Source organism: Rhodovulum visakhapatnamense, assembly GCF_004365965.1.
In the GTDB taxonomy this organism is placed as follows: domain Bacteria; phylum Pseudomonadota; class Alphaproteobacteria; order Rhodobacterales; family Rhodobacteraceae; genus Rhodovulum; species Rhodovulum visakhapatnamense.
This window is the reverse complement of record NZ_SOEB01000037.1, coordinates 1-16,988: the sequence shown is the minus strand read 5'-3', so window position 1 is coordinate 16,988 and position 16,988 is coordinate 1. Positions and strand designations below refer to the sequence as shown.

Below are 16,988 nucleotides of genomic sequence, written 5' to 3'. Positions count from 1 at the left end.
TCTGCCTCCGGAAGAGCGTCGGGCAGTCCGGAACCGGCCAATCGGGCCCGGCCAGGCGCAGGAGGCTCGCGACCATCCCGGCGGTCTGCCTGAGCAGCGGCTTGACCAGCACCCCGATCGACAGGCAGAACCGGATTGCCGCATCCGAGAAGACCGGCGGGCGTCCTGGACGGCCCTCACGCGGCGCGTGCCACGCCATCTGCTTGTCCCGCCGGACCATCGGAGCCCCGCGCTTGCGCAGAGCAGCCCTCGCCATCGGGTCCGAACCGGATGGCGCCGCGATGGCTCGACAGGCGGACCGGGTCGCCGTGCGGCGGCGGGCGGGTTCGGGCTTGCTCGTCCCATCCGTCCAACCGCGGGGAGTCGTGGTGTGAATCCTTCACGGCGGGCGTTCTGCAACAATGCCCTGACGCGACCTGACCAGCTTCGGACGGGGCGTGACCTATACCCTCTTCAACCGCGATCTGACGAACGGCAACGATGCTACGATCTTCCGTTGGTACGATGCGCAGCGGGGCAATGCCCCGGACGCCACAACCGATATCATGGACATCTACTGGAGGCTGACGGGACGCGAGGGGCCGAAAATCGGACCTCTGGTCGAGTCGGCCGTCGCTTTCATGCAGGCGCCATTCGGCATCACACCGACCTGGCGCCAAGCCCCAGCGGCCGGTTCCTTCGTGCCGGATCCGGCCGAGGACGGCCGCCGCCGGGACAATCCCCACAACCGGGGCGGCGACCCGATCTCGGGGCAGTTTCGCGGGCGATACCGTGACGCTCAACGGGCACAAGGTGTTCTTCCAGGACCACACCCTGACCGTGGCCGATCTCGATCTCGGCGTGGGCGGGCATCTGCAGGCGGTGAACGGACGGTTGAATGTCTCGGCTGCGCCGGTCTGCAGCGGAGGCGGGGCGCGCACCACCGATGAAAGCGGCCAGGTCTGGATCGCGGGATAGGAGGGCGCGGCGCCGTTGACGGTGACGGTCAAGGGCGGGCGGTTCGCCAATACCGGCACCTTCTCGGGGTCGGCCGACATCCACGTGAACGGCTCGACCGACCCGCATGGCAAGGCCCATTTCCTGATCGCCCACCGCGCCGCCGCGATGGCGGTGAGGGCGGGCCGTGTTTTCGAGATTGTCGGAGGCGGTCCGCTTGGGATCTCTGATCGGGCTTCTCAGCAGCGCGGTGCAGCCTGCCGCTCGGTCTGCTGGCCTGGGCGCGCTACAGCGCCCTGCACTGGTGGCAGACCAGCCAGGGCGCCCGCCTCGCGACGCGCGAGCCGATTTCGCGCTTGCGTCGATCGGTCTGGTGGCCGTGAAGGCCGGGCTTCTGCCCGCGCTGGTTCTGGCACCCTGGACTGGCGCGCTGCTGGCTTACGTCTGCCGGCGGATGGGGCAATGACCGGAATCCGAACGCTCGTTGACGGACCGTTCAAGCGTCATTCGAAGGCGGGTTGCCCGGGGCCGAACTAAAACGTCTGAGCTCCGACTTTGACTGTCACACACTCCGGCTTTCAATGTCGCGCTACATTGTCCACAAGATATTGCGGTGCGTCTTTCAATCTTAACAAAAATTCGCTTTACAGCCTCCGGCTTTCCGCTCACCATATTTTGTGAGGAGCCGGGGATATCACCCCGGACCTAGAGCAGGAACCAAAGCCTAGTGGGCCTCGGGTCGGCTTGGGCTAGAAAACAAAGAGGCCGGGCATGCGATCTTCCGAAGACTTCCTGCTGAGCGACGAGATCCACCCCATCGACCTCGTCGAGACCCTCGCCTCGCATCACGACTGGGAATTCGACCGGGTCGCCGACGACCAGATCGCGATGGCGGTGGTGGGCCAGTGGCGGACCTATTCGATCACGCTCGCCTGGTCGGGCTTCGACGAGACGCTGCGGCTGATCTGCACCTTCGAGATGGAGCCGCCGCCCGAACGGCTTCCCGCGCTTTACGAGGCGCTCAACGCCACCAACGACATGTGCTGGGCCGGGGCCTTCACCTTCTGGCGCGACCAGCGGCTGATGGTCTGGCGCCACGGGCTGATGCTGTCGGGCGGGCAGACCGCCAGCCCCGAGCAGGTCGACCAGCTGATCCATGCTGCGGTCTCGTCCTGCGAACGGTTCTACCCGGCCTTCCAGCTGGTGGTCTGGGCCGACCGCACGCCCGCCAATGCCCTGCAGGTGGCCATTGCGGATGCCTTCGGGCGCGCCTAACCTCGCGCCCCGACAGGCGTAAAGGGGGCAACCATGCAATTCGACGACCTTTCCGCCCGGGGGCTGGTGCTTCTGGGCTGCGGCAAGATGGGGTCCGCGCTGCTGGAGGGCTGGCTGAAGCGCGGCCTGCCTGCGGGCGCGGTCTGGGCCATAGATCCGCACCCGTCCGACTGGCTGCGCGCCCGCGCGGCCGAGGGGCTTCATCTCAACCAGCCGCTGCCCGAGGCGCCCGCGCTGGTGCTGATCGCGGTCAAGCCGCAGCTGATGGACGAGGCGCTGCCGCAGGTCGCGGGCCTTGCCGACGGGCAGACGCTCTTCGTCTCGATCGCGGCGGGCAAGACGCTTGGGTATTTCGCGGACCGGCTGGGCGCCGGGGCACCGGTGGTGCGGACCATCCCGAACACCCCCGCAGCCGTCGGGCGCGGCATCACCGCGCTGATCGGCAACGCCAAGGTCGACGAGGCCGGGCTGGCGCTGGCCGAGTCGCTTTTGTCGGCGGTGGGCCAGACCGTGCGGCTGGACGACGAATCCCAGATGGATGCGGTGACGGCGGTCTCGGGCTCGGGCCCGGCCTATGTCTTCCATCTGATCGAGACGCTGGCCAGGGCGGGCGAGGCCGCGGGCCTTCCGGCCGCGATGGCGATGACGCTGGCCAAGGCCACGGTCGCGGGGGCGGGGCAGCTGGCCGAGGAGGCCGCCGAGGACCCCGCCCAGCTGCGCGTCAACGTGACCTCGCCGGGCGGCACCACCGCGGCCGCGCTGGCGGTGCTGATGGACCCGGAAACCGGCTTTCCGCCGCTGCTGGAAAAGGCGGTCGCCGCGGCAACGGCGCGCGGCAGGGAACTGGGCGCATGACCGAGATTTCCTTCGACGATTTCCTCAAGGTCGATATCCGCGTGGGCCAGATCACCCGGGCCGAGCCCTATCCCGAGGCGCGCAAGCCCGCGATCAAGCTCTGGGTCGATTTCGGCCCCGAGATCGGCGAAAAGAAAAGCTCGGCCCAGATCACCGCGCATTACACGCCCGAGGATCTTCCGGGCCGCCGCGTGCTGGGCGTCGTCAACTTCCCGCCGCGCCAGATCGGCAAGGTCCGCTCCGAGGTCTTGGTGCTGGGCCTGCCCGACGAAAACGGCGAGGTCGTGCTGATCGTGCCCGACAAGGACGTGCCGATTGGCGGGCGGATGTTCTGATGGCGAGGATCCTTGTCACCCGCCCGATGCCCGAGACGGTCGCCGAGGCGGTCCGATCCCTGGGCGAAACCGAATTCCGCGCATCCACCCTGCCGCTGTCGCCCGACGAGCTGCGCGCGGCGCTGACGGGCTATGACATCGTGCTGCCGACGCTGGGCGATGCGTTCTCGGCCGGGGTCTTCGCCGATGTGCCCGCGCCGCGGGCGCGGCTGCTGGCCAATTTCGGCGTCGGCTTCAACCATATCGACGTGGCGGCGGCAAAGGCGGCCGGGGTGGCCGTGACCAACACGCCCGGCGCCGTGACCGATGCGACCGCCGATATCGGCATCATGCTGATCCTGATGACCTGCCGCCGCGCGGGCGAGGGCGAGCGGCTGGTGCGCGCGGGCCGCTGGCAGGGCTGGCACCCGACGCAGATGCTGGGGCTGCATGTCACCGGCCGGACGGTCGGCATCCTCGGCATGGGCAATATCGGGCAGGCCATCGCCCGGCGCTGTCATTTCGGCTTCGGGATGGAGGTTCTCTATCACACCCGCAGCCCGAAGGCGCTGGATTTCCCGGCCCGGGCGCTGGGCAGCCCCGAGGCGCTGGCGGCCGAGGCCGACATCCTTGTCTCGGCGGTGCCGGGCGGGTCGGCGACCCGGCATCTGATCGGGGCCGGCGTGCTGGCGGCGATGAAGCCCACCGCGCATCTGGTGAACATCTCGCGCGGCGAGGTGATCGACGAGGCGGCGCTGATCGCGGCGCTCGAGGCGGGCAAGATCGCGGGGGCGGGGCTCGATGTCTACGAATTCGAGCCCGAGGTGCCCGAGGCCCTCAGGCGCCGCGAGAATGTGACGCTGCTGCCGCATCTGGGCACCGCGACGCAGGAGGTCAGGACCGCCATGGGCCTGATGGCGGTCGAGAATATCCGCGCCCATCTGGGCGGCCGTCCGCTGCCCAATCCGGTCGGCTGAGCGGTCGGGGCTCAGCCCGCCAGATGGCGGATGAGCCCGCGCGAGGCGTCCTCGACCAGATCGAGCACCAGATCGAAGCTGCCGTCGTAATAGGGGTCGGGCAGCTCGTCGCGGTCGGCGTCGGCAAAGTCGAGAAACAGCCTGACGGGGGTTTCGCTGTCGATCGGGCGCATCCGTTCCAGGGCCGTGAGGTTAGAGCGGTCCATGGCGAGGATCAGATCGTAGGCCGCGAAATCGGCCGCCTTGACCTGCCGGGCGCGCAAGGCGGTAAGGTCATAGCCGCGCCCGGCCGCGGCACGGATCGCGCGCGGATCGGGCGGGTCGCCCACATGCCAGCCGCCGGTGCCCGCGCTTTCGACTTCGACCGCCAGCCCTTCGGCCTCGGCCAGGGTTTGAAAGACCCCGTGCGCGGTCGGCGAGCGGCAGATATTGCCCAGACAGACGAACAGGATTCGGGTGGTCATGGCGGCCTCCTTTTGCTCTGAGGGATAGCGGAGGTACGCCCGATGACCAAGATCGTGATTCTCACCGGGGCCGGGATTTCGGCCGAAAGCGGGCTTGGCACGTTTCGCGACGTGGACGGGCTCTGGACCCGCTACGACCTGAACGACGTGGCGACGCCCGAGGGCTTTGCCCGCAACCCCGCGCTGGTGATGGAGTTCTACAATGCGCGCCGCCGGAATGCGGCCGAGGCGGCGCCGAACCCGGCGCATCTGGCGCTGGCCCGGCTCGAGGCCGCGCTGCCGCCGGGGGCGGTCCGGATCGTGACCCAGAATGTCGACGATCTGCACGAGCGCGCCGGAAGCCGCGCGGTCTGGCACATGCACGGGCAGCTGGCGCGGGCGCGCTGCGCGGCCTGCGGCGCGGATTGGGCGGCCCCGCCGGTGATGCGGGCCGAGGATCCGTGCCCCGCCTGCGGCGCGCCCGCGACCCGGCCCGACATCGTCTGGTTCGGCGAGATGCCCTATTACATGGACGAGATCTGGGAGGCGCTGCGTTCGGCCGATCTGTTCGTGGCGATCGGCACTTCGGGCACTGTCTATCCGGCGGCGGCTTTCGTGCAGGATGCATCGCGGGCCGGGGCCGAGACGCTGGAGCTGAACCTGGAGCCCTCCGAGACGGTCAGCGATTTCGACCGGGTGCGGCAGGGTCCGGCCTCGGGGATCGTGCCGGTCTGGGTCGACGAGTGTCTGAACCAGCTGACAAGGGGATGACATGCCGGGGGCGGTTCGGCCCCCGGCGCCGGGTCCTGTCCCGGCCTGTCAGTTCCCCATGGCGGGGCGGGCGCCCATCTGGCCGCCCATCGGCTGGCGGACGACCTCGACCGGGGCCTCGATTTCGACCGTGCCGGCCTTTTCGAAGGTCAGCGTCAGGTGGACGCTGTCGCCTTCGGTCAGCGACCGGGTGAGGCCCAGCAGCATGACGTGATCGCCGCCCCGGCGCAGCTCGTGGCGGCCATGGGCGGGCACCGGGAAGCCCTCCTTGACCTCGATCATCTGCATCACGCCATTGGCGTCCGAGACATGGGTGTGCAACTCGACCCGGTCGGCAGCGTCCGAGGCGGCCGCGATCAGCCGGTCGTCGGCGCCGCCGCTATTGACGAGGGTCATGAAGGCGGCGCCGGATTGCGCCATCATCGACGAGGCACGGGCATAGGCGCCCTCGACGGCGATTTCGCCCGCGGCGGCGGGCAGGGCGGGAGCGAGCGCGATCAGGCTCGCGGCAAGGGTGGTTTTCAGGGACATCGCTGGCCTCCTGGTCATTTTGGATTTGAAACAAGGGTGGTCGGGGTCAGGCGATGGGGGCGGGAGGCGCACGCGAGCGGGGCTGCGGCGGGCGGCGCCCGCAGGGCGCGGGGGCGTGGCTGCGGCGGCCGAGCGGCCGGGCGCGCAGTGACCGCAGCGGCAGCGCGGGCGGCAAGGGTGCAAGGGCTGCCAGTGCCGCCAGACCGTCGGGGCAGATATGGGGCGCGCCGACCGGGTGGCCGGTTGCGTCGATCTCGACGGTCTGCAGGCCGAAACCGGTGCAAAGCACGATCCGGTCCACCGGGCGCGGCGTGGCGCGCGCGGCCGCGAGGCTCAGCGAGGTGAGCGCCAGCAGGAGGGCAAGGCCAAGGCCGAAGGCGGGGCGGAGCCGGGTCATGGCGCGATCCTAGAACGACTCGAGGCCCGGCGCGATCCGGATTCGCGCAGGCGCGCCGGGGCGGGGGGCTCCCGCCTCCGGTCCGCACGGGGCTTCGCCCCGCTTGCCCGGCCTTGGGCCCGGCCGCGCGCAAGCGCGCGGCGCCTCCGGCGGGGGTATTGACGCCAAGAAGAACGCGGAAACGCGAAAGGCCCCGCGGGTGCGGGGCCGTCAAGCAATGGCGCAAGGCAGGCCGGTCGGGCCGGATCAGGCGGTGGCTTGGGCCTTCTCGATCTCTTTCTTGACCTTCAGGGCCTTGTCGGACAGCTCGGCGTCGCGGGCTTTGGCCAGGAAGTTGTCCAGACCGCCACGGTGATCGACGGTGCGCAGGCCGGCGGCCGAGACGCGGAACTTGAACGCCCGGCCCAGAACGTCGGAGATCAGCGTGACCTCGTTGAGGTTCGGCAGAAACCGGCGCCTGGTCTTGTTATGGGCGTGGCTGACATTGTTGCCGGTCATCGGCCCTTTGCCGGTCAGTTCGCAGACGCGCGACATGGTTCATATCCTCGTTTCGATAAAGCGACCGACGCCGCAAAGGCAGCGCCGAGAATTCCGTCCGGGCCTGATAGGGGGAAGAGGGGGCGACGTCAAGCGATTCATCCCGGGTGCTGGCTCAGGGGCGGGCATGGCGCGCGACGAACCGGGCGAGGATGGTTTCCGGCCAGTCGACTGCCTGGGCTCGGCAAAGCGCGATCAGGTCGTCGGCCGCCTCGGGCGGGAAATAGCCCCGGTCGCGGTAGATCCGGATCCGCAGCTCGAAGCCCGCGCTGTCGGCCTCGGGGTGGAACTGGGTGGCGTAGACATTGGCGCCGTGGCTGATCATCTGGAACGGACAGGGATCCGAGGCCAGCAGATGGGCGCAGCCGGGGGGCAACGCCTCGACCGCCTCCTTGTGGCCGACGAAGGCGGCGAAGGCGTCGGGCAGGTCGCGGGTCAGCGGGTCGGCGCGCCCGTCCTCGGTCAGGCGGCAGGTGGTGGTGCCGACCGGCTCGCCGAAGCGGCCCTTGGCCACCGGCGCGCCAAGATGGTGGGCGAGAAGGCCGATGCCGTAGCAGCAGCCCAGGAAGGGAATGTCGCGGGCGGTGATGTCGGGCAGAAGGCCGAGGATCGCGGCCTCGATCCGGCGGTCGGTGGCGGATTTTGCCGCCTCGGGGTCCGAGACGCAGCCCGGGCCGCCGCCCACGATCACCCCGGAAAAGGCATCGAGCGAGAGATCGGCCGGCAGCGGTTCGCAGTCGAGCCGGAGGCGGCGGGCATTTTCGGGAGCGATCCCGCCTTTCCGGAGGAAGGCCGCGTATTCGTCATCGGCGGCCTCGGCCTCGGGGCGGAGCTGGAGGATCAGGAAGGGCTTCATGCGCGGCCCTGCCGATGGGTCAGGCGCTGACGCCGAGCGCGGTCAGCATCTCGGTCGAGGCATGGGCGACGGTCAGCTCGCCCCCGGCCACCTTCGCGCCGAGATCGGCCATCCGGGCCCGCATCGCCGGGTCGCGGTCGAGCCGGGCCAGCAAGCCGCGGCGCACCTCTTCGGTGAACCAGTAGCGGGCCTGTTCGGCGCGGCGGGCGTCGAAATGGCCCTGCGCGCGACGCCAGTCGGCCAACCTTTGCATATCGTCCCAGGCCTCGCGCAGCCCGCGTTCCTCGACCGCCGAGACGGCGACCGCCTTGGGGAAGCCCTCGGGGTCCTGGGGACGGCGGCGCAAGAGGTGCAGGGCGCCCGCATAATCGGCCCGGGTGCGTTCGGCGGCGGGTTTCAGATCGCCATCGGCCTTGTTGACGAGGATGAGGTCGGCCATTTCCATGATGCCGCGCTTGACGCCCTGCAGCTCGTCGCCGCCCGCAGGCGCCATCAGCAGCACGAACAGATCGGTCATCTCGGCCACCATGGTTTCGGACTGGCCGACGCCCACCGTCTCGATCAGCACGATGCCGAAGCCCGCCGCCTCGCACAGCGCCACCGCCTCGCGGGTGCGGCGCGCGACGCCGCCCAGCGCCGACTGGCTGGGCGAGGGGCGGATGAAGGCGTTGGGCTCGCGGCTCAGCCGTTCCATCCGGGTCTTGTCGCCGAGGATCGACCCGCCCGAGCGCGCCGAGGACGGGTCGACCGCCAGCACCGCGACCTTGTGGCCCTCGGCCGTCAGCATCATCCCGAAGCTTTCGATGAAGGTCGACTTGCCGACGCCCGGCGTACCCGACAGCCCGATCCGCAACGCCTGTCCGGGGGCATCGGCCAGAAGGCCCAGAAGCTCCTGCGCCTGGGCGCGGTGATCCTCGCGGCCGCTTTCGATCAGGGTGATCGCCCGGGCCAGCGCCCGGCGTTCGCCGGACTTGATGCGGGGGGCAAGCTCGTCAGGGGTCATCGGCGGCTCCGGATCGTCAGGGGCGGCCCCTGTCTTGCCCTGCCCGGGCCGGGCTGTCCAGCCCCCCGGTCGGGTTGCCGCGCCCTCTGGCCCGGCGCGGCGGTTTGGCCCATAAGGCGGGCATGACGCCCTTGCCCATCGACGCCGTCCTGCCCGAGCTGACCGCGGCCCTCGCCCGCGCGGGCCGGGCCGTTTTGCAGGCGCCGCCCGGGGCGGGCAAGACCACGCGGGTGCCGCTGGCGATCCTGAAGGCCGGGCTGACGGCGGGCCGGATCGTGATGCTCGAGCCGCGGCGCCTGGCCGCGCGCGCTGCCGCCGAACGGATGGCCGAGACCCTGGGCGAGCCGGTCGGCCAGACCGTGGGCTACCGTATCCGGGGCGAGGCGAAGACCGGCCGCGCCACCCGGATCGAGGTCGTGACCGAAGGCATCCTGACCCGGATGATCCAGTCCGATCCGGGGCTCGACGGCATCGGTGCGGTGATCTTCGACGAATTTCACGAACGCTCGCTCAATGCCGATCTGGGGCTGGCGCTGGCCTGGGAGGCGCGCCAGGCGCTGCGCGACGATCTGATCCTGCTGGTGATGTCGGCGACGCTCGACGCGGCCCCGGTCGCCGCGCTGATGGACGACGCACCGGTCGTGACCTCGGAAGGCCGGGCCTTCCCGGTCGAGACCCGCTGGCTGCCGGCGCCCCTGCCGAAGGGCGCGCGGCTGGCCGAGGCCACGGCCGATCTTGTGGCCCAGGCCGCGGCGGAGACCGCAGGCGGGGTTCTGGTCTTTCTGCCCGGCGAGGCCGAGATCCGGCGTTGTGCCAGTGCCTTGCAAGGCAGGCTGCCCGATGATTGCCACGTCCGCCCGCTTTATGGCGCGCTGCCCTTCGCCGAACAGCAGGCCGCGATCAAGCCCGCGCGCGAGGGCCGCAAGCTGGTACTGGCGACCGCCATCGCCGAAACCTCGCTGACCATCGAGGATGTCCGCGTGGTGGTCGATGCGGGCCGCGCCCGGCGGGCGCGGTTCGACCCGAATTCCGGCATGGCACGGCTGGTGACCGAACGGGTCACCCGGGCCGAGGCCGACCAGCGCCGCGGCCGGGCCGGGCGGGTGGCGGAAGGGGCCTGCTACCGGCTCTGGACGAAGGGCGAAGAGGGGGCGCTCGCCGCCTATCCCCCGGCCGAGATCGAGGCGGGCGATCTGACCGGTCTGGCACTGGAACTGGCGGCCTGGGGCACTTCCGGCCCCGAGGATCTGGCTTTCCTGACACCGCCCAATCCAGGCGCCTTCGCCGAGGCGCGGGCGCTGCTTGCGGGGCTCGGCGCGCTCGACGCCGCCGGACGGATCACCGCACATGGCCGCGCGCTGGCGGCGCTGCCGCTGCATCCCCGGCTGGGGCATATGCTGCTTGCGGCGGGCCGTCAGGCGGCGCCTCTGGCCGCGCTCCTGTCCGAACGCGATCCGCTGCGCGGGGCGGGCAGCGATCTGGCATTGCGCCTGCGCTGCATCGCCGACCCGACGGCGCCGACCCCGGTGCCGCCCGACCGGGGCGCGCTGGCCCGGATCCGGACCGAGGCCAAACGCCTGGCAGCACAGGCGCCCGACGCCCCCCGCCCGATGGGCCCGGGCGAGATGGCGGCGCTGGCCTATCCCGACCGGATCGGGCTGCGGCGCAAGGGCGAGGACCCGCGCTATGTGCTGTCCGGCGGCAAGGGCGCGGTGATCGACCCGGCCGACCCGCTGGCGGGCCAGCGGCTGATCGTGGCGCTCGATCTCGACGGCGATACCCGCGAGGCGCGTGTGCGCCTGGCCGCCCCGCTGTCCGAGGCGGCCTTGCGCGCGGTGCATGGCCCGGCCATCGCCTGGCAGGACGTCTGCGCCTGGTCCCGGCGCGAGGCCCGGGTGACCGCGCGGCGGCAGGAACGCTTCGGCGCGCTGGTGCTTGACGATCGCAATTGGCCCGACGCCCCGTCCGAGGCCCTGGCCCGCGCGATTCTGGAGGGGGTCCGCAGCCTCGGCCTGCCCTGGAGCGACGCGGCGCGCCGCTTTCGCGCGCGGGTCGAGCTTCTGCGTACCGAGGGCGCGGATCTGCCCGATTTCTCCGATGCGGGGCTGATGGCGGACCTCGAGGACTGGCTGCTGCCCCATCTCGGCGGGCTCAGGACGGCGGAGGACCTCAGACGCTTCGATCTCTTGCCCCCGCTGACCGGCCGCCTCGACTGGGAGGCACAGCAGATGGTCGACCGCCTCGCGCCCGCCAGTTTCGAAACGCCGCTGGGCCGGAAAATCCCCATCGACTACGACGCCGAGGCCCCGGGGATCGAACTGCGCCTGCAGGAGCTTTTCGGCGTGACCCGGCACCCGACGGTCGGTCCAAGGCGCCTGCCGCTCCGGATCGCGCTGCTGTCGCCCGCCGGACGGCCGGTTCAGGTCACCATGGACCTGCCGGGCTTCTGGGCGACCAGCTATGCCGAGGTGCGCAAGGAGATGCGCGGCCGCTATCCCCGCCATCCCTGGCCCGAGGACCCGACCGCCGCCGACCCGACGCTCCGCACCAAACGCCGGAACTGACGAAACAGCGCTTGCAAGACGGAGCGCCGTGCGGCGCACGGTTCTTGTCTCGGCTCCGGCCGGACGGCCGTCGCCTCGGAATCTGCCATGCCTTCTTCTTGGCCCCAGTACCCCCGCCGGAGGCGCCGTGCGCGGAACGCGCGCGGCCCGGCCCAACGCCGGACAAGCGGGGCGCAGCCCCGTGCGGGCCCGGGGGCGGGAGCGACCCGCTTGCCGCCTCCTAGACACCCAGACAGTAGCGCATCACCGCCTTCTGGGCATGCAGCCGGTTCTCGGCCTCGTCGAAGATCACCGAATGCGGCCCGTCCATCACCGCATTGGTGGCCTCTTCGTTGCGATGCGCGGGCAGGCAATGCATGAACAACGCATCGGGCTTCGCCGCCGCCATCAGCCGCTCGTTCACCTGATAGGGGCGCAGCTGGTTGTGCCGCCGCTCGCGCGCCGATTGCGGATCGTGCATCGACACCCAGGTGTCGGTCACCACCAGATCCGCGCCTTCCACCGCCTTCAGCGGATCGCGCTCGATGGTGACGGTCGCGCCCTTCGCCCGCGCCGCCTCGACAAAGACCGCCTCGGGGTCGAGCGTCGCGGGGCCGGTAAAGGTCAGATCGAAGCCAAGCTGCCCGGCCGCCTGGATGAACGAGGCGCAGACATTGTTGCCGTCGCCCGACCAGACCACCTTGCGCCCGGCAATCGGCCCGCGATGTTCCTCGAAGGTCAGCAGGTCCGCCATGATCTGGCAGGGATGGGTGCGGTTCGTGAGCCCGTTGATCACCGGCACGCTGGCATAGTCCGCCATCTCCTGCAGCGTCGCCTCCTCGAAGGTCCGGATCATGATCAGATCCACATAGCGCGACAGCACCCGCGCCGTGTCGGCGATGGTCTCGCCATGCCCCAGCTGCATGTCCTTGCCCGACAACACCATGGTCTCGCCGCCCATCTGCCGCACGCCCACATCGAAGCTGATCCGGGTTCGGGTCGAGGGCTTCTCGAAGATCAGTGCCACCATCCGCCCGTCAAGCGGCCGGTCGTCATCGGGCGCGCCCTTGCTGCGCCCGGCGCGGGCCCTCTTCATCGCCAGCGCGTTATCGAGGATCCCCCTGAGATCAGCGGGCTCGGTCGTGGCGATATCGAGAAAATGGGTCATGCCTGGGCCTCCTTGGCTGCGACGGCCGCGGCGGCCGCGTCAAGCCGGGCCACCGCCTCGGCGATTTCGTCATCGGTGATGGTCAGGGGCGGCAGCAGCCGCACCACATTGTCGGCCGCGGGCACCGTCAGCAGGTGCTGGGCATAGCCCGCCTGCACCAGATCGCTAGCCGCGGCCCGGCATTTCAGCCCCAGCATCAGCCCCGAGCCGCGCACCTCCTCGAAGATGTCGGGATGGCTCGCGACCAGCCCCTCGAGCCGCTGCCGGAACAGCCCGGCCTTGCGGTTCACCTCGTCGAGGAAGGCTGGCTCGGCGACGATGTCGAGCACCGCCTTGCCGACCGCACAGGCCAGCGGGTTGCCGCCATAGGTCGAGCCATGGGTGCCGAGCGTCATGCCCGCGGCGGCGGCTTCCGTCGCCAGCACCGCCCCCAGCGGAAATCCGCCGCCGATCCCCTTGGCGATCATCATGATATCGGGTGCGGCGCCCGCCCATTCATGGGCGAACAGCTTGCCGGTCCGGCCCATCCCGCACTGCACCTCGTCATAGATCAGCAGCGCGCCGGTCTCGTCGCAAAGATCGCGCAGGCCCTTGAGGCAGGCATCGGGCAGGGGCCGGATGCCGCCCTCGCCCTGGACGGGCTCGACCAGAATGGCCGCGACCGTGTCGTCGATCGCATTCTGCAGCACCGAGCCATGGGCGCCGAAGGGCAGGTGGATGAAGCCCGGCAGAAGCGGCCCGAACCCCTTGGTCATCTTCTCGGACCCCACCGCCGCGATGGCGGCCGAGGACCGGCCGTGGAACGCCCCCGAGAAGGTGACGATGTTCACCCGGTCGGGCCGACCTTTCTCGTACCAGTATTTCCGCGCCATCTTGATGGCGAGTTCGCAGGCCTCGGTCCCCGAATTGGTGAAGAAGACCGTGTCGGCGAAGGTCTTCTCGACCAGCGCGTCGGCCAGCGCCTCCTGCTCGGGGATGTGGTAGAGGTTCGACAGATGCCAGATCCGGTTTGCCTGGGCGGTCAGCGCCGCCACCAGCGCCGGGTTGGCATGGCCAAGCGCGTTGACCGCGATCCCGGCGCCCAAGTCCAGGTATCGGGTGCCGTCGGTCGCGACAAGCCAGGAGCCTTCGCCAGTCTCGAAGCTGAGCGGCGCGCGGTTATAGGTTGGCAGGACGGACGGGATCATCTGGGAAATCCTTCGGAAAAGAGGCCCTATGGGTGCCTCGGGCGGAACGGGGTGTCAATGTCTTCGGGAATGCGCCGACGCGCGGGGGGGCGCGTGGAGGCACGCGCAGGCAGCCGTCTCAGAAACGGCGGCGGCGTCGGCGCGCAGGGATATGAACGCAACGGGTCATGGGCGGCGCCTTTAGCGGGAAAACCGGTCGCTGTCCAGATGCGCCGTTGCGGTACGGGGGGCGGGGCTTGCGGCTCGCGTGCCGGTCAGGCCCGGGCATCCGCATCGGGGCCAAGCGCCCAGACGAAGGCCTGCCGCAGCCGCGCCGTGACATCGGTTTCGATCGGCGCGCCATGGGCCATGATCACCCGATCGGGCGCCCAGCTCAGGGCCTCGCGCAGGACAGGGGCGGCCGCGGCCGTGTCGGTCCAGGTCAGCCGGGCGTCGCGCGGCGTCCCGCCGGGGCTGCGGATGCCGCCGATCCAGGTGGCAAGCTTCATCACCGGACCCAGCCGGGCGGGCTCGAACGCCTCGATCAGGTCGGTCAGGATCAGCGTGCGCGACGGGCGGTGAAAGAAGATCGCCTCTTTCAAAAAGGGATGTCCCGGCACCAGGCGCTGGCGGATCGTGCCCCGCCAGGCCTCGGGCGCGCGGGGGCCAAGCGGTGCGTGGTCCGGAAAGCCGACCCCATGTCGGGCGGCGCGTTCGGCCGCACCGGGCGCGGCATGGACCGCGGCCTCGGGAAACCGGGCGGCCCAGGCGGGCAGAAAGGCGTAGTGCAAGGCGTTCGGGGCCACCAGATGCGCGACCGGCCCCAGCGTCTCGATCCGGGCGATCAGGTCCTCGTCGGGCCGGACCGGCGAATGCAGCCAGAGCCCGCCCGAGGGCAGGCGGACCACGCACATCCGGGTGGGAAAGGGCATGCCGTAGAACCGGATCGCCGGGCCGTCCACGACCCAGATCTCTTGTCCCAGCGGCTTTGGCACCGACAGCGGAGGGTACAGCCCGTCGGCGCGCCCGGCCATCGGCCTAGCTGCAATAGGCGGCCGCGGTGTCGCCGAACAGCTGATAGCGGCGCCAGAATTCCGCGTCGCTCCGGCGGTCGGACTGGCGGACCACCTGGGCCTGATGCGGGTCGCGGAAGAACCCGGCGGCGCGGCTCTGGTCGCCGCGGGTCAGGGTGATGTCGGCGGCCTGCTGGATGCAGCCGCAAAGGCCCCGGGTGACGCCCGGGCGCCCCGAGGAAAGGCAGGCGCGCTCGATCTGTCCGGCTTCGGCGGCAAAGGCGGAAATGCTGGCCAGAACGGCCGCGATCGCAAGGGGCTTCACTGTCATCATCGCTCTCCTGGTCCGGTGGCGGTCTGCTCTTCCGACTCCGGACGCGTGTCTTTGCGCGACAATAGCGCAGACGAACAGGTCCCCGCAACCGGGCAGGGCGGGGCAAGATCGGGTGAGGCAGGTTTCAGGCGGTCTGGACCACATGGGTGGTGATGGCGGCGAAGAACAGCATGCTCGCGACCAGGACGAAGACATGCCAGATCGTGTTGTGATAGGGCAGCCGTTCCCACAGGTAGAAGACCATGCCGACCGTATAAAGCACGCCTCCCGCGATCACGAGGCCCAGCACCGGGGGCGACAGGGTGGCGAACATGCTCCAGCCCGCGACCGCCCCGGCCCAGCCCATGGCCGGATAAAGCGCGAGGTTCACCGCGCGAAACCGGTAGGGCGCGAGGACGCGCAGTCCCGTGCCCGCCGCGGCCGCCGCCCAGAGCCCGGCCAGGAGCGTCACCCCATGGCCCGACAACAAGGTGAAGGGCGTGTAGGTGCCCGCGATCTTCCAGTAGATGGCGGAATGGTCGAGCCGGCGAAAGACCGGCGTCCAGTTCGGATGGCGCACCATGTGGTACAGTGCCGAAAAGCCGATCATGGCGAAGAGCGCCGCCCCATAGACGGCAATTCCCAATACCGCGGGCGTGTCGCCGCGGATCAGGATGGCCAGGACCACGAGAATGGGGACCCCGATGGCCACAGCGGCCAGCCCGGTCACATGCACCACGGCGTCGGAAAGACGCTCGGCGCGGGTATAGGCGCGAAAATCGTCCAGCATGACGGTCTCCCGGTCGTCGATGGCCCCTGCTTGGGTAAGGTTAAGCTAGCATGGGTTAATTCTGCGTCAAAATGGCACGTGGGGTCAGGCTGTGAACTTGATCGCTATGTGGCGGCGTTTATTGATCGTCAATTGGCGTTGCCGATGACCAGGGTTTGAGCGGCAGCTTCGACGACCTCTTCGGTGATGGCGGCGATTTCGTTGATACGGGCGATGCGTTCGATCTGCATGAAGAGGCGTTGCAGGAGGCGGAAGTTGCCAGCTGTCAGACGAACGACGGCTGCGGCGGCGCGGGCATCGGTGAAGTCGGCATCATCCTGGCCGAAGCCGGGTTTCTTCCATTGACGCTGCAGGACGAACTGCATCTCGTCTTTGGAGAGTGGCGGGTATTCATGCACAAATCCAATGCGGCTGTAGAGCTGCGGGTACTGGGACATGCGTTTCTCGATACCGGGCAATGGTGGCATTGCGGCGTACCGTGGTGGCGAACTCGACAAAGCGCTTGTGTTCACGGGTAACAATGAAAGTGCCAGTGCGACGGGTTTGGCGGTTCATGACATCTTGTCCGTTTTGTACAGGATCAGCTTTTGGACCGGGCTGTCCGGTTGTGCGGGCTCTTGCCTTTCAAGGCTTGGGAGCGGCGCAGGGTGCGGAAGGAACTCCGTGACCCGCCGCGATTTCGCCGTGATCTCGTTGCGCAAAGCCTTTCGTCGTGCTGCGCGCGCCTGTTGGATATCCTTCAAAGAGATTTCCTGATGCGCATGATGGGCGCTGACGGCGCGGCGTAGGATGAGCCGCGACGACATCGGTGCGTTTGAGGCCAACTACACGACACCATCGATGCTGTCGGCCGAAACCGGTGCGCATTTGAACACAATTCGGGCCGTCCTGCAGGGCGAAGGGGTCCAGCCGTTCCGACCGAACGGCTTGGATGTGGGACCGGTCCATCTTCGCAACGCTGTTGAGCCGGTTGTGGCACTCTTGAAAACTCAGGGAGAAAATGACCGCTAGGTCATGTTGACAAATGGCGGACCCAGAGACGGATCGACGTGATGTCAATGAAGCCGAGGAAGCTCTCAGCGGTCTTGTCGTAGCGGGTC

At 69.6% G+C, this 16,988-nt stretch carries 22 protein-coding genes and 1 pseudogene; 9 read left to right on the top strand and 14 right to left on the bottom strand.

Translation table 11 applies throughout. The features are described from left to right. Window positions 1–256 (bottom strand): transposase (locus tag EV657_RS19935; protein WP_208323324.1); only part of this gene is annotated, 256 nt, incomplete at its 3' end. A gap of 515 nt (window positions 257–771) precedes the next feature. Here EV657_RS19935 and EV657_RS19930 point away from each other — a divergent pair. The 6 genes from EV657_RS19930 (at window position 772) to EV657_RS19910 (ending at window position 4,357) form a co-directional block, all read left to right on the top strand. Further along, window positions 772–957, top strand: coding sequence for a hypothetical protein (locus EV657_RS19930; RefSeq protein ID WP_134079533.1), 186 nt, complete (start codon window positions 772–774; stop codon window positions 955–957). A gap of 283 nt (window positions 958–1,240) precedes the next feature. After that, window positions 1,241–1,402: a hypothetical protein gene (locus tag EV657_RS21715; protein WP_165828013.1), complete on the top strand. Its 162-nt coding sequence runs from the start codon at window positions 1,241–1,243 to the stop codon at window positions 1,400–1,402. Window positions 1,403–1,707: 305 nt separating this feature from the next. Then, window positions 1,708–2,211 (top strand): type III secretion system chaperone family protein, encoded by a 504-nt coding sequence (locus EV657_RS19925; RefSeq protein ID WP_075785048.1) that lies wholly within the window; start codon window positions 1,708–1,710, stop codon window positions 2,209–2,211. A 33-nt stretch (window positions 2,212–2,244) separates the two neighbouring features. Continuing rightward, a complete protein-coding gene (gene proC, locus EV657_RS19920; protein WP_075785049.1) occupies window positions 2,245–3,066 on the top strand; it encodes a pyrroline-5-carboxylate reductase in 822 nt (273 codons plus the stop codon). Further along, entirely contained in the window at window positions 3,063–3,401 is a 339-nt protein-coding gene (locus EV657_RS19915) for a tRNA-binding protein (protein WP_075785050.1), read from the top strand. Before proC ends, EV657_RS19915 begins: the two co-directional genes overlap by 4 nt. Beyond that, complete coding sequence (locus tag EV657_RS19910; RefSeq protein ID WP_134079531.1) at window positions 3,401–4,357, top strand: 2-hydroxyacid dehydrogenase; 957 nt, start codon at window positions 3,401–3,403, stop codon at window positions 4,355–4,357. The genes EV657_RS19915 and EV657_RS19910 overlap by 1 nt, the downstream gene beginning before the upstream one ends. 11 nt (window positions 4,358–4,368) lie before the next feature. Here EV657_RS19910 and EV657_RS19905 read toward each other — a convergent pair whose 3' ends face one another. Continuing rightward, a complete protein-coding gene (locus tag EV657_RS19905) occupies window positions 4,369–4,821 on the bottom strand; it encodes a low molecular weight protein-tyrosine-phosphatase (protein ID WP_108024716.1) in 453 nt (150 codons plus the stop codon). A 42-nt stretch (window positions 4,822–4,863) separates the two neighbouring features. Between EV657_RS19905 and EV657_RS19900 the strand changes: the two genes are divergently transcribed. Next, on the top strand, window positions 4,864–5,571 hold the full coding sequence (locus EV657_RS19900; RefSeq protein ID WP_134079530.1) for a Sir2 family NAD-dependent protein deacetylase: 708 nt from the start codon (window positions 4,864–4,866) through the stop codon (window positions 5,569–5,571). Between the two features lie 48 nt (window positions 5,572–5,619). On the opposite strand, the gene EV657_RS19895 is transcribed toward EV657_RS19900, so the two are convergent. The 5 genes from EV657_RS19895 to meaB form a co-directional block, all read right to left on the bottom strand. Next, window positions 5,620–6,102: a copper chaperone PCu(A)C gene (locus EV657_RS19895; protein ID WP_134079528.1), complete on the bottom strand. Its 483-nt coding sequence runs from the start codon at window positions 6,100–6,102 to the stop codon at window positions 5,620–5,622. A 46-nt stretch (window positions 6,103–6,148) separates the two neighbouring features. Continuing rightward, window positions 6,149–6,499: a hypothetical protein gene (locus EV657_RS19890; RefSeq protein WP_134079527.1), complete on the bottom strand. Its 351-nt coding sequence runs from the start codon at window positions 6,497–6,499 to the stop codon at window positions 6,149–6,151. 246 nt (window positions 6,500–6,745) lie between these two features. Then, window positions 6,746–7,033, bottom strand: a complete 288-nt coding sequence (gene rpmB / locus EV657_RS19885) for a 50S ribosomal protein L28 (RefSeq protein WP_075785056.1) — start codon at window positions 7,031–7,033, stop codon at window positions 6,746–6,748. 118 nt (window positions 7,034–7,151) lie between these two features. Continuing rightward, entirely contained in the window at window positions 7,152–7,892 is a 741-nt protein-coding gene (locus EV657_RS19880) for a glutamine amidotransferase (protein ID WP_134079525.1), read from the bottom strand. 19 nt (window positions 7,893–7,911) lie between these two features. Continuing rightward, complete coding sequence (gene meaB, locus EV657_RS19875; protein WP_134079523.1) at window positions 7,912–8,895, bottom strand: methylmalonyl Co-A mutase-associated GTPase MeaB; 984 nt, start codon at window positions 8,893–8,895, stop codon at window positions 7,912–7,914. A 122-nt stretch (window positions 8,896–9,017) separates the two neighbouring features. On the opposite strand from meaB, the gene hrpB reads away from it, so the two are divergent. After that, window positions 9,018–11,459, top strand: a complete 2,442-nt coding sequence (hrpB, locus tag EV657_RS19870) for an ATP-dependent helicase HrpB (protein ID WP_134079521.1) — start codon at window positions 9,018–9,020, stop codon at window positions 11,457–11,459. Window positions 11,460–11,679: 220 nt separating this feature from the next. On the opposite strand, the gene argF is transcribed toward hrpB, so the two are convergent. From argF to EV657_RS19840, 6 genes are all read right to left on the bottom strand, one after another. Beyond that, window positions 11,680–12,606, bottom strand: coding sequence for an ornithine carbamoyltransferase (gene argF, locus EV657_RS19865; protein WP_113668251.1), 927 nt, complete (start codon window positions 12,604–12,606; stop codon window positions 11,680–11,682). Next, complete coding sequence (locus EV657_RS19860; RefSeq protein WP_113668252.1) at window positions 12,603–13,793, bottom strand: aspartate aminotransferase family protein; 1,191 nt, start codon at window positions 13,791–13,793, stop codon at window positions 12,603–12,605. Before EV657_RS19860 ends, argF begins: the two co-directional genes overlap by 4 nt. 254 nt (window positions 13,794–14,047) lie before the next feature. Next, window positions 14,048–14,806: a DUF4336 domain-containing protein gene (locus tag EV657_RS19855; RefSeq protein ID WP_134079519.1), complete on the bottom strand. Its 759-nt coding sequence runs from the start codon at window positions 14,804–14,806 to the stop codon at window positions 14,048–14,050. Window positions 14,807–14,810: 4 nt separating this feature from the next. Then, complete coding sequence (locus EV657_RS19850) at window positions 14,811–15,116, bottom strand: hypothetical protein (protein WP_113668265.1); 306 nt, start codon at window positions 15,114–15,116, stop codon at window positions 14,811–14,813. 127 nt (window positions 15,117–15,243) lie between these two features. Further along, window positions 15,244–15,888, bottom strand: a complete 645-nt coding sequence (gene trhA / locus EV657_RS19845; RefSeq protein WP_075785063.1) for a PAQR family membrane homeostasis protein TrhA — start codon at window positions 15,886–15,888, stop codon at window positions 15,244–15,246. Between the two features lie 128 nt (window positions 15,889–16,016). Next, window positions 16,017–16,325: a TniB family NTP-binding protein gene (locus tag EV657_RS19840; RefSeq protein ID WP_133260339.1), complete on the bottom strand. Its 309-nt coding sequence runs from the start codon at window positions 16,323–16,325 to the stop codon at window positions 16,017–16,019. A 352-nt stretch (window positions 16,326–16,677) separates the two neighbouring features. On the opposite strand from EV657_RS19840, the gene EV657_RS19830 reads away from it, so the two are divergent. Continuing rightward, complete coding sequence (locus tag EV657_RS19830) at window positions 16,678–16,899, top strand: hypothetical protein (RefSeq protein ID WP_133260340.1); 222 nt, start codon at window positions 16,678–16,680, stop codon at window positions 16,897–16,899. 1 nt (window position 16,900) lies between these two features. Here the strand turns inward: EV657_RS19830 and EV657_RS19825 are convergent. Next, window positions 16,901–16,988: pseudogene (locus EV657_RS19825) on the bottom strand (IS5/IS1182 family transposase); the annotation flags it as partial.

Bases quoted from the DNA above. Each gene is read 5' to 3' on its own strand.
- EV657_RS19925 (WP_075785048.1), top strand. From the start codon at position 1,708: ATGCGATCTTCCGAAGACTTCCTGCTGAGCGACGAGATCCACCCCATC.
- proC (WP_075785049.1), top strand. From the start codon at position 2,245: ATGCAATTCGACGACCTTTCCGCCCGGGGGCTGGTGCTTCTGGGCTGC.
- EV657_RS19915 (WP_075785050.1), top strand. From the start codon at position 3,063: ATGACCGAGATTTCCTTCGACGATTTCCTCAAGGTCGATATCCGCGTG.
- EV657_RS19910 (WP_134079531.1), top strand. From the start codon at position 3,401: ATGGCGAGGATCCTTGTCACCCGCCCGATGCCCGAGACGGTCGCCGAG.
- EV657_RS19905 (WP_108024716.1), bottom strand. From the start codon at position 4,821: ATGACCACCCGAATCCTGTTCGTCTGTCTGGGCAATATCTGCCGCTCG.
- EV657_RS19900 (WP_134079530.1), top strand. From the start codon at position 4,864: ATGACCAAGATCGTGATTCTCACCGGGGCCGGGATTTCGGCCGAAAGC.
- EV657_RS19895 (WP_134079528.1), bottom strand. From the start codon at position 6,102: ATGTCCCTGAAAACCACCCTTGCCGCGAGCCTGATCGCGCTCGCTCCC.
- EV657_RS19890 (WP_134079527.1), bottom strand. From the start codon at position 6,499: ATGACCCGGCTCCGCCCCGCCTTCGGCCTTGGCCTTGCCCTCCTGCTG.
- rpmB (WP_075785056.1), bottom strand. From the start codon at position 7,033: ATGTCGCGCGTCTGCGAACTGACCGGCAAAGGGCCGATGACCGGCAAC.
- EV657_RS19880 (WP_134079525.1), bottom strand. From the start codon at position 7,892: ATGAAGCCCTTCCTGATCCTCCAGCTCCGCCCCGAGGCCGAGGCCGCC.
- meaB (WP_134079523.1), bottom strand. From the start codon at position 8,895: ATGACCCCTGACGAGCTTGCCCCCCGCATCAAGTCCGGCGAACGCCGG.
- hrpB (WP_134079521.1), top strand. From the start codon at position 9,018: ATGACGCCCTTGCCCATCGACGCCGTCCTGCCCGAGCTGACCGCGGCC.
- argF (WP_113668251.1), bottom strand. From the start codon at position 12,606: ATGACCCATTTTCTCGATATCGCCACGACCGAGCCCGCTGATCTCAGG.
- EV657_RS19860 (WP_113668252.1), bottom strand. From the start codon at position 13,793: ATGATCCCGTCCGTCCTGCCAACCTATAACCGCGCGCCGCTCAGCTTC.
- EV657_RS19855 (WP_134079519.1), bottom strand. From the start codon at position 14,806: ATGGCCGGGCGCGCCGACGGGCTGTACCCTCCGCTGTCGGTGCCAAAG.
- EV657_RS19850 (WP_113668265.1), bottom strand. From the start codon at position 15,116: ATGACAGTGAAGCCCCTTGCGATCGCGGCCGTTCTGGCCAGCATTTCC.
- trhA (WP_075785063.1), bottom strand. From the start codon at position 15,888: ATGCTGGACGATTTTCGCGCCTATACCCGCGCCGAGCGTCTTTCCGAC.
- EV657_RS19840 (WP_133260339.1), bottom strand. From the start codon at position 16,325: ATGTCCCAGTACCCGCAGCTCTACAGCCGCATTGGATTTGTGCATGAA.
- EV657_RS19830 (WP_133260340.1), top strand. From the start codon at position 16,678: ATGAGCCGCGACGACATCGGTGCGTTTGAGGCCAACTACACGACACCA.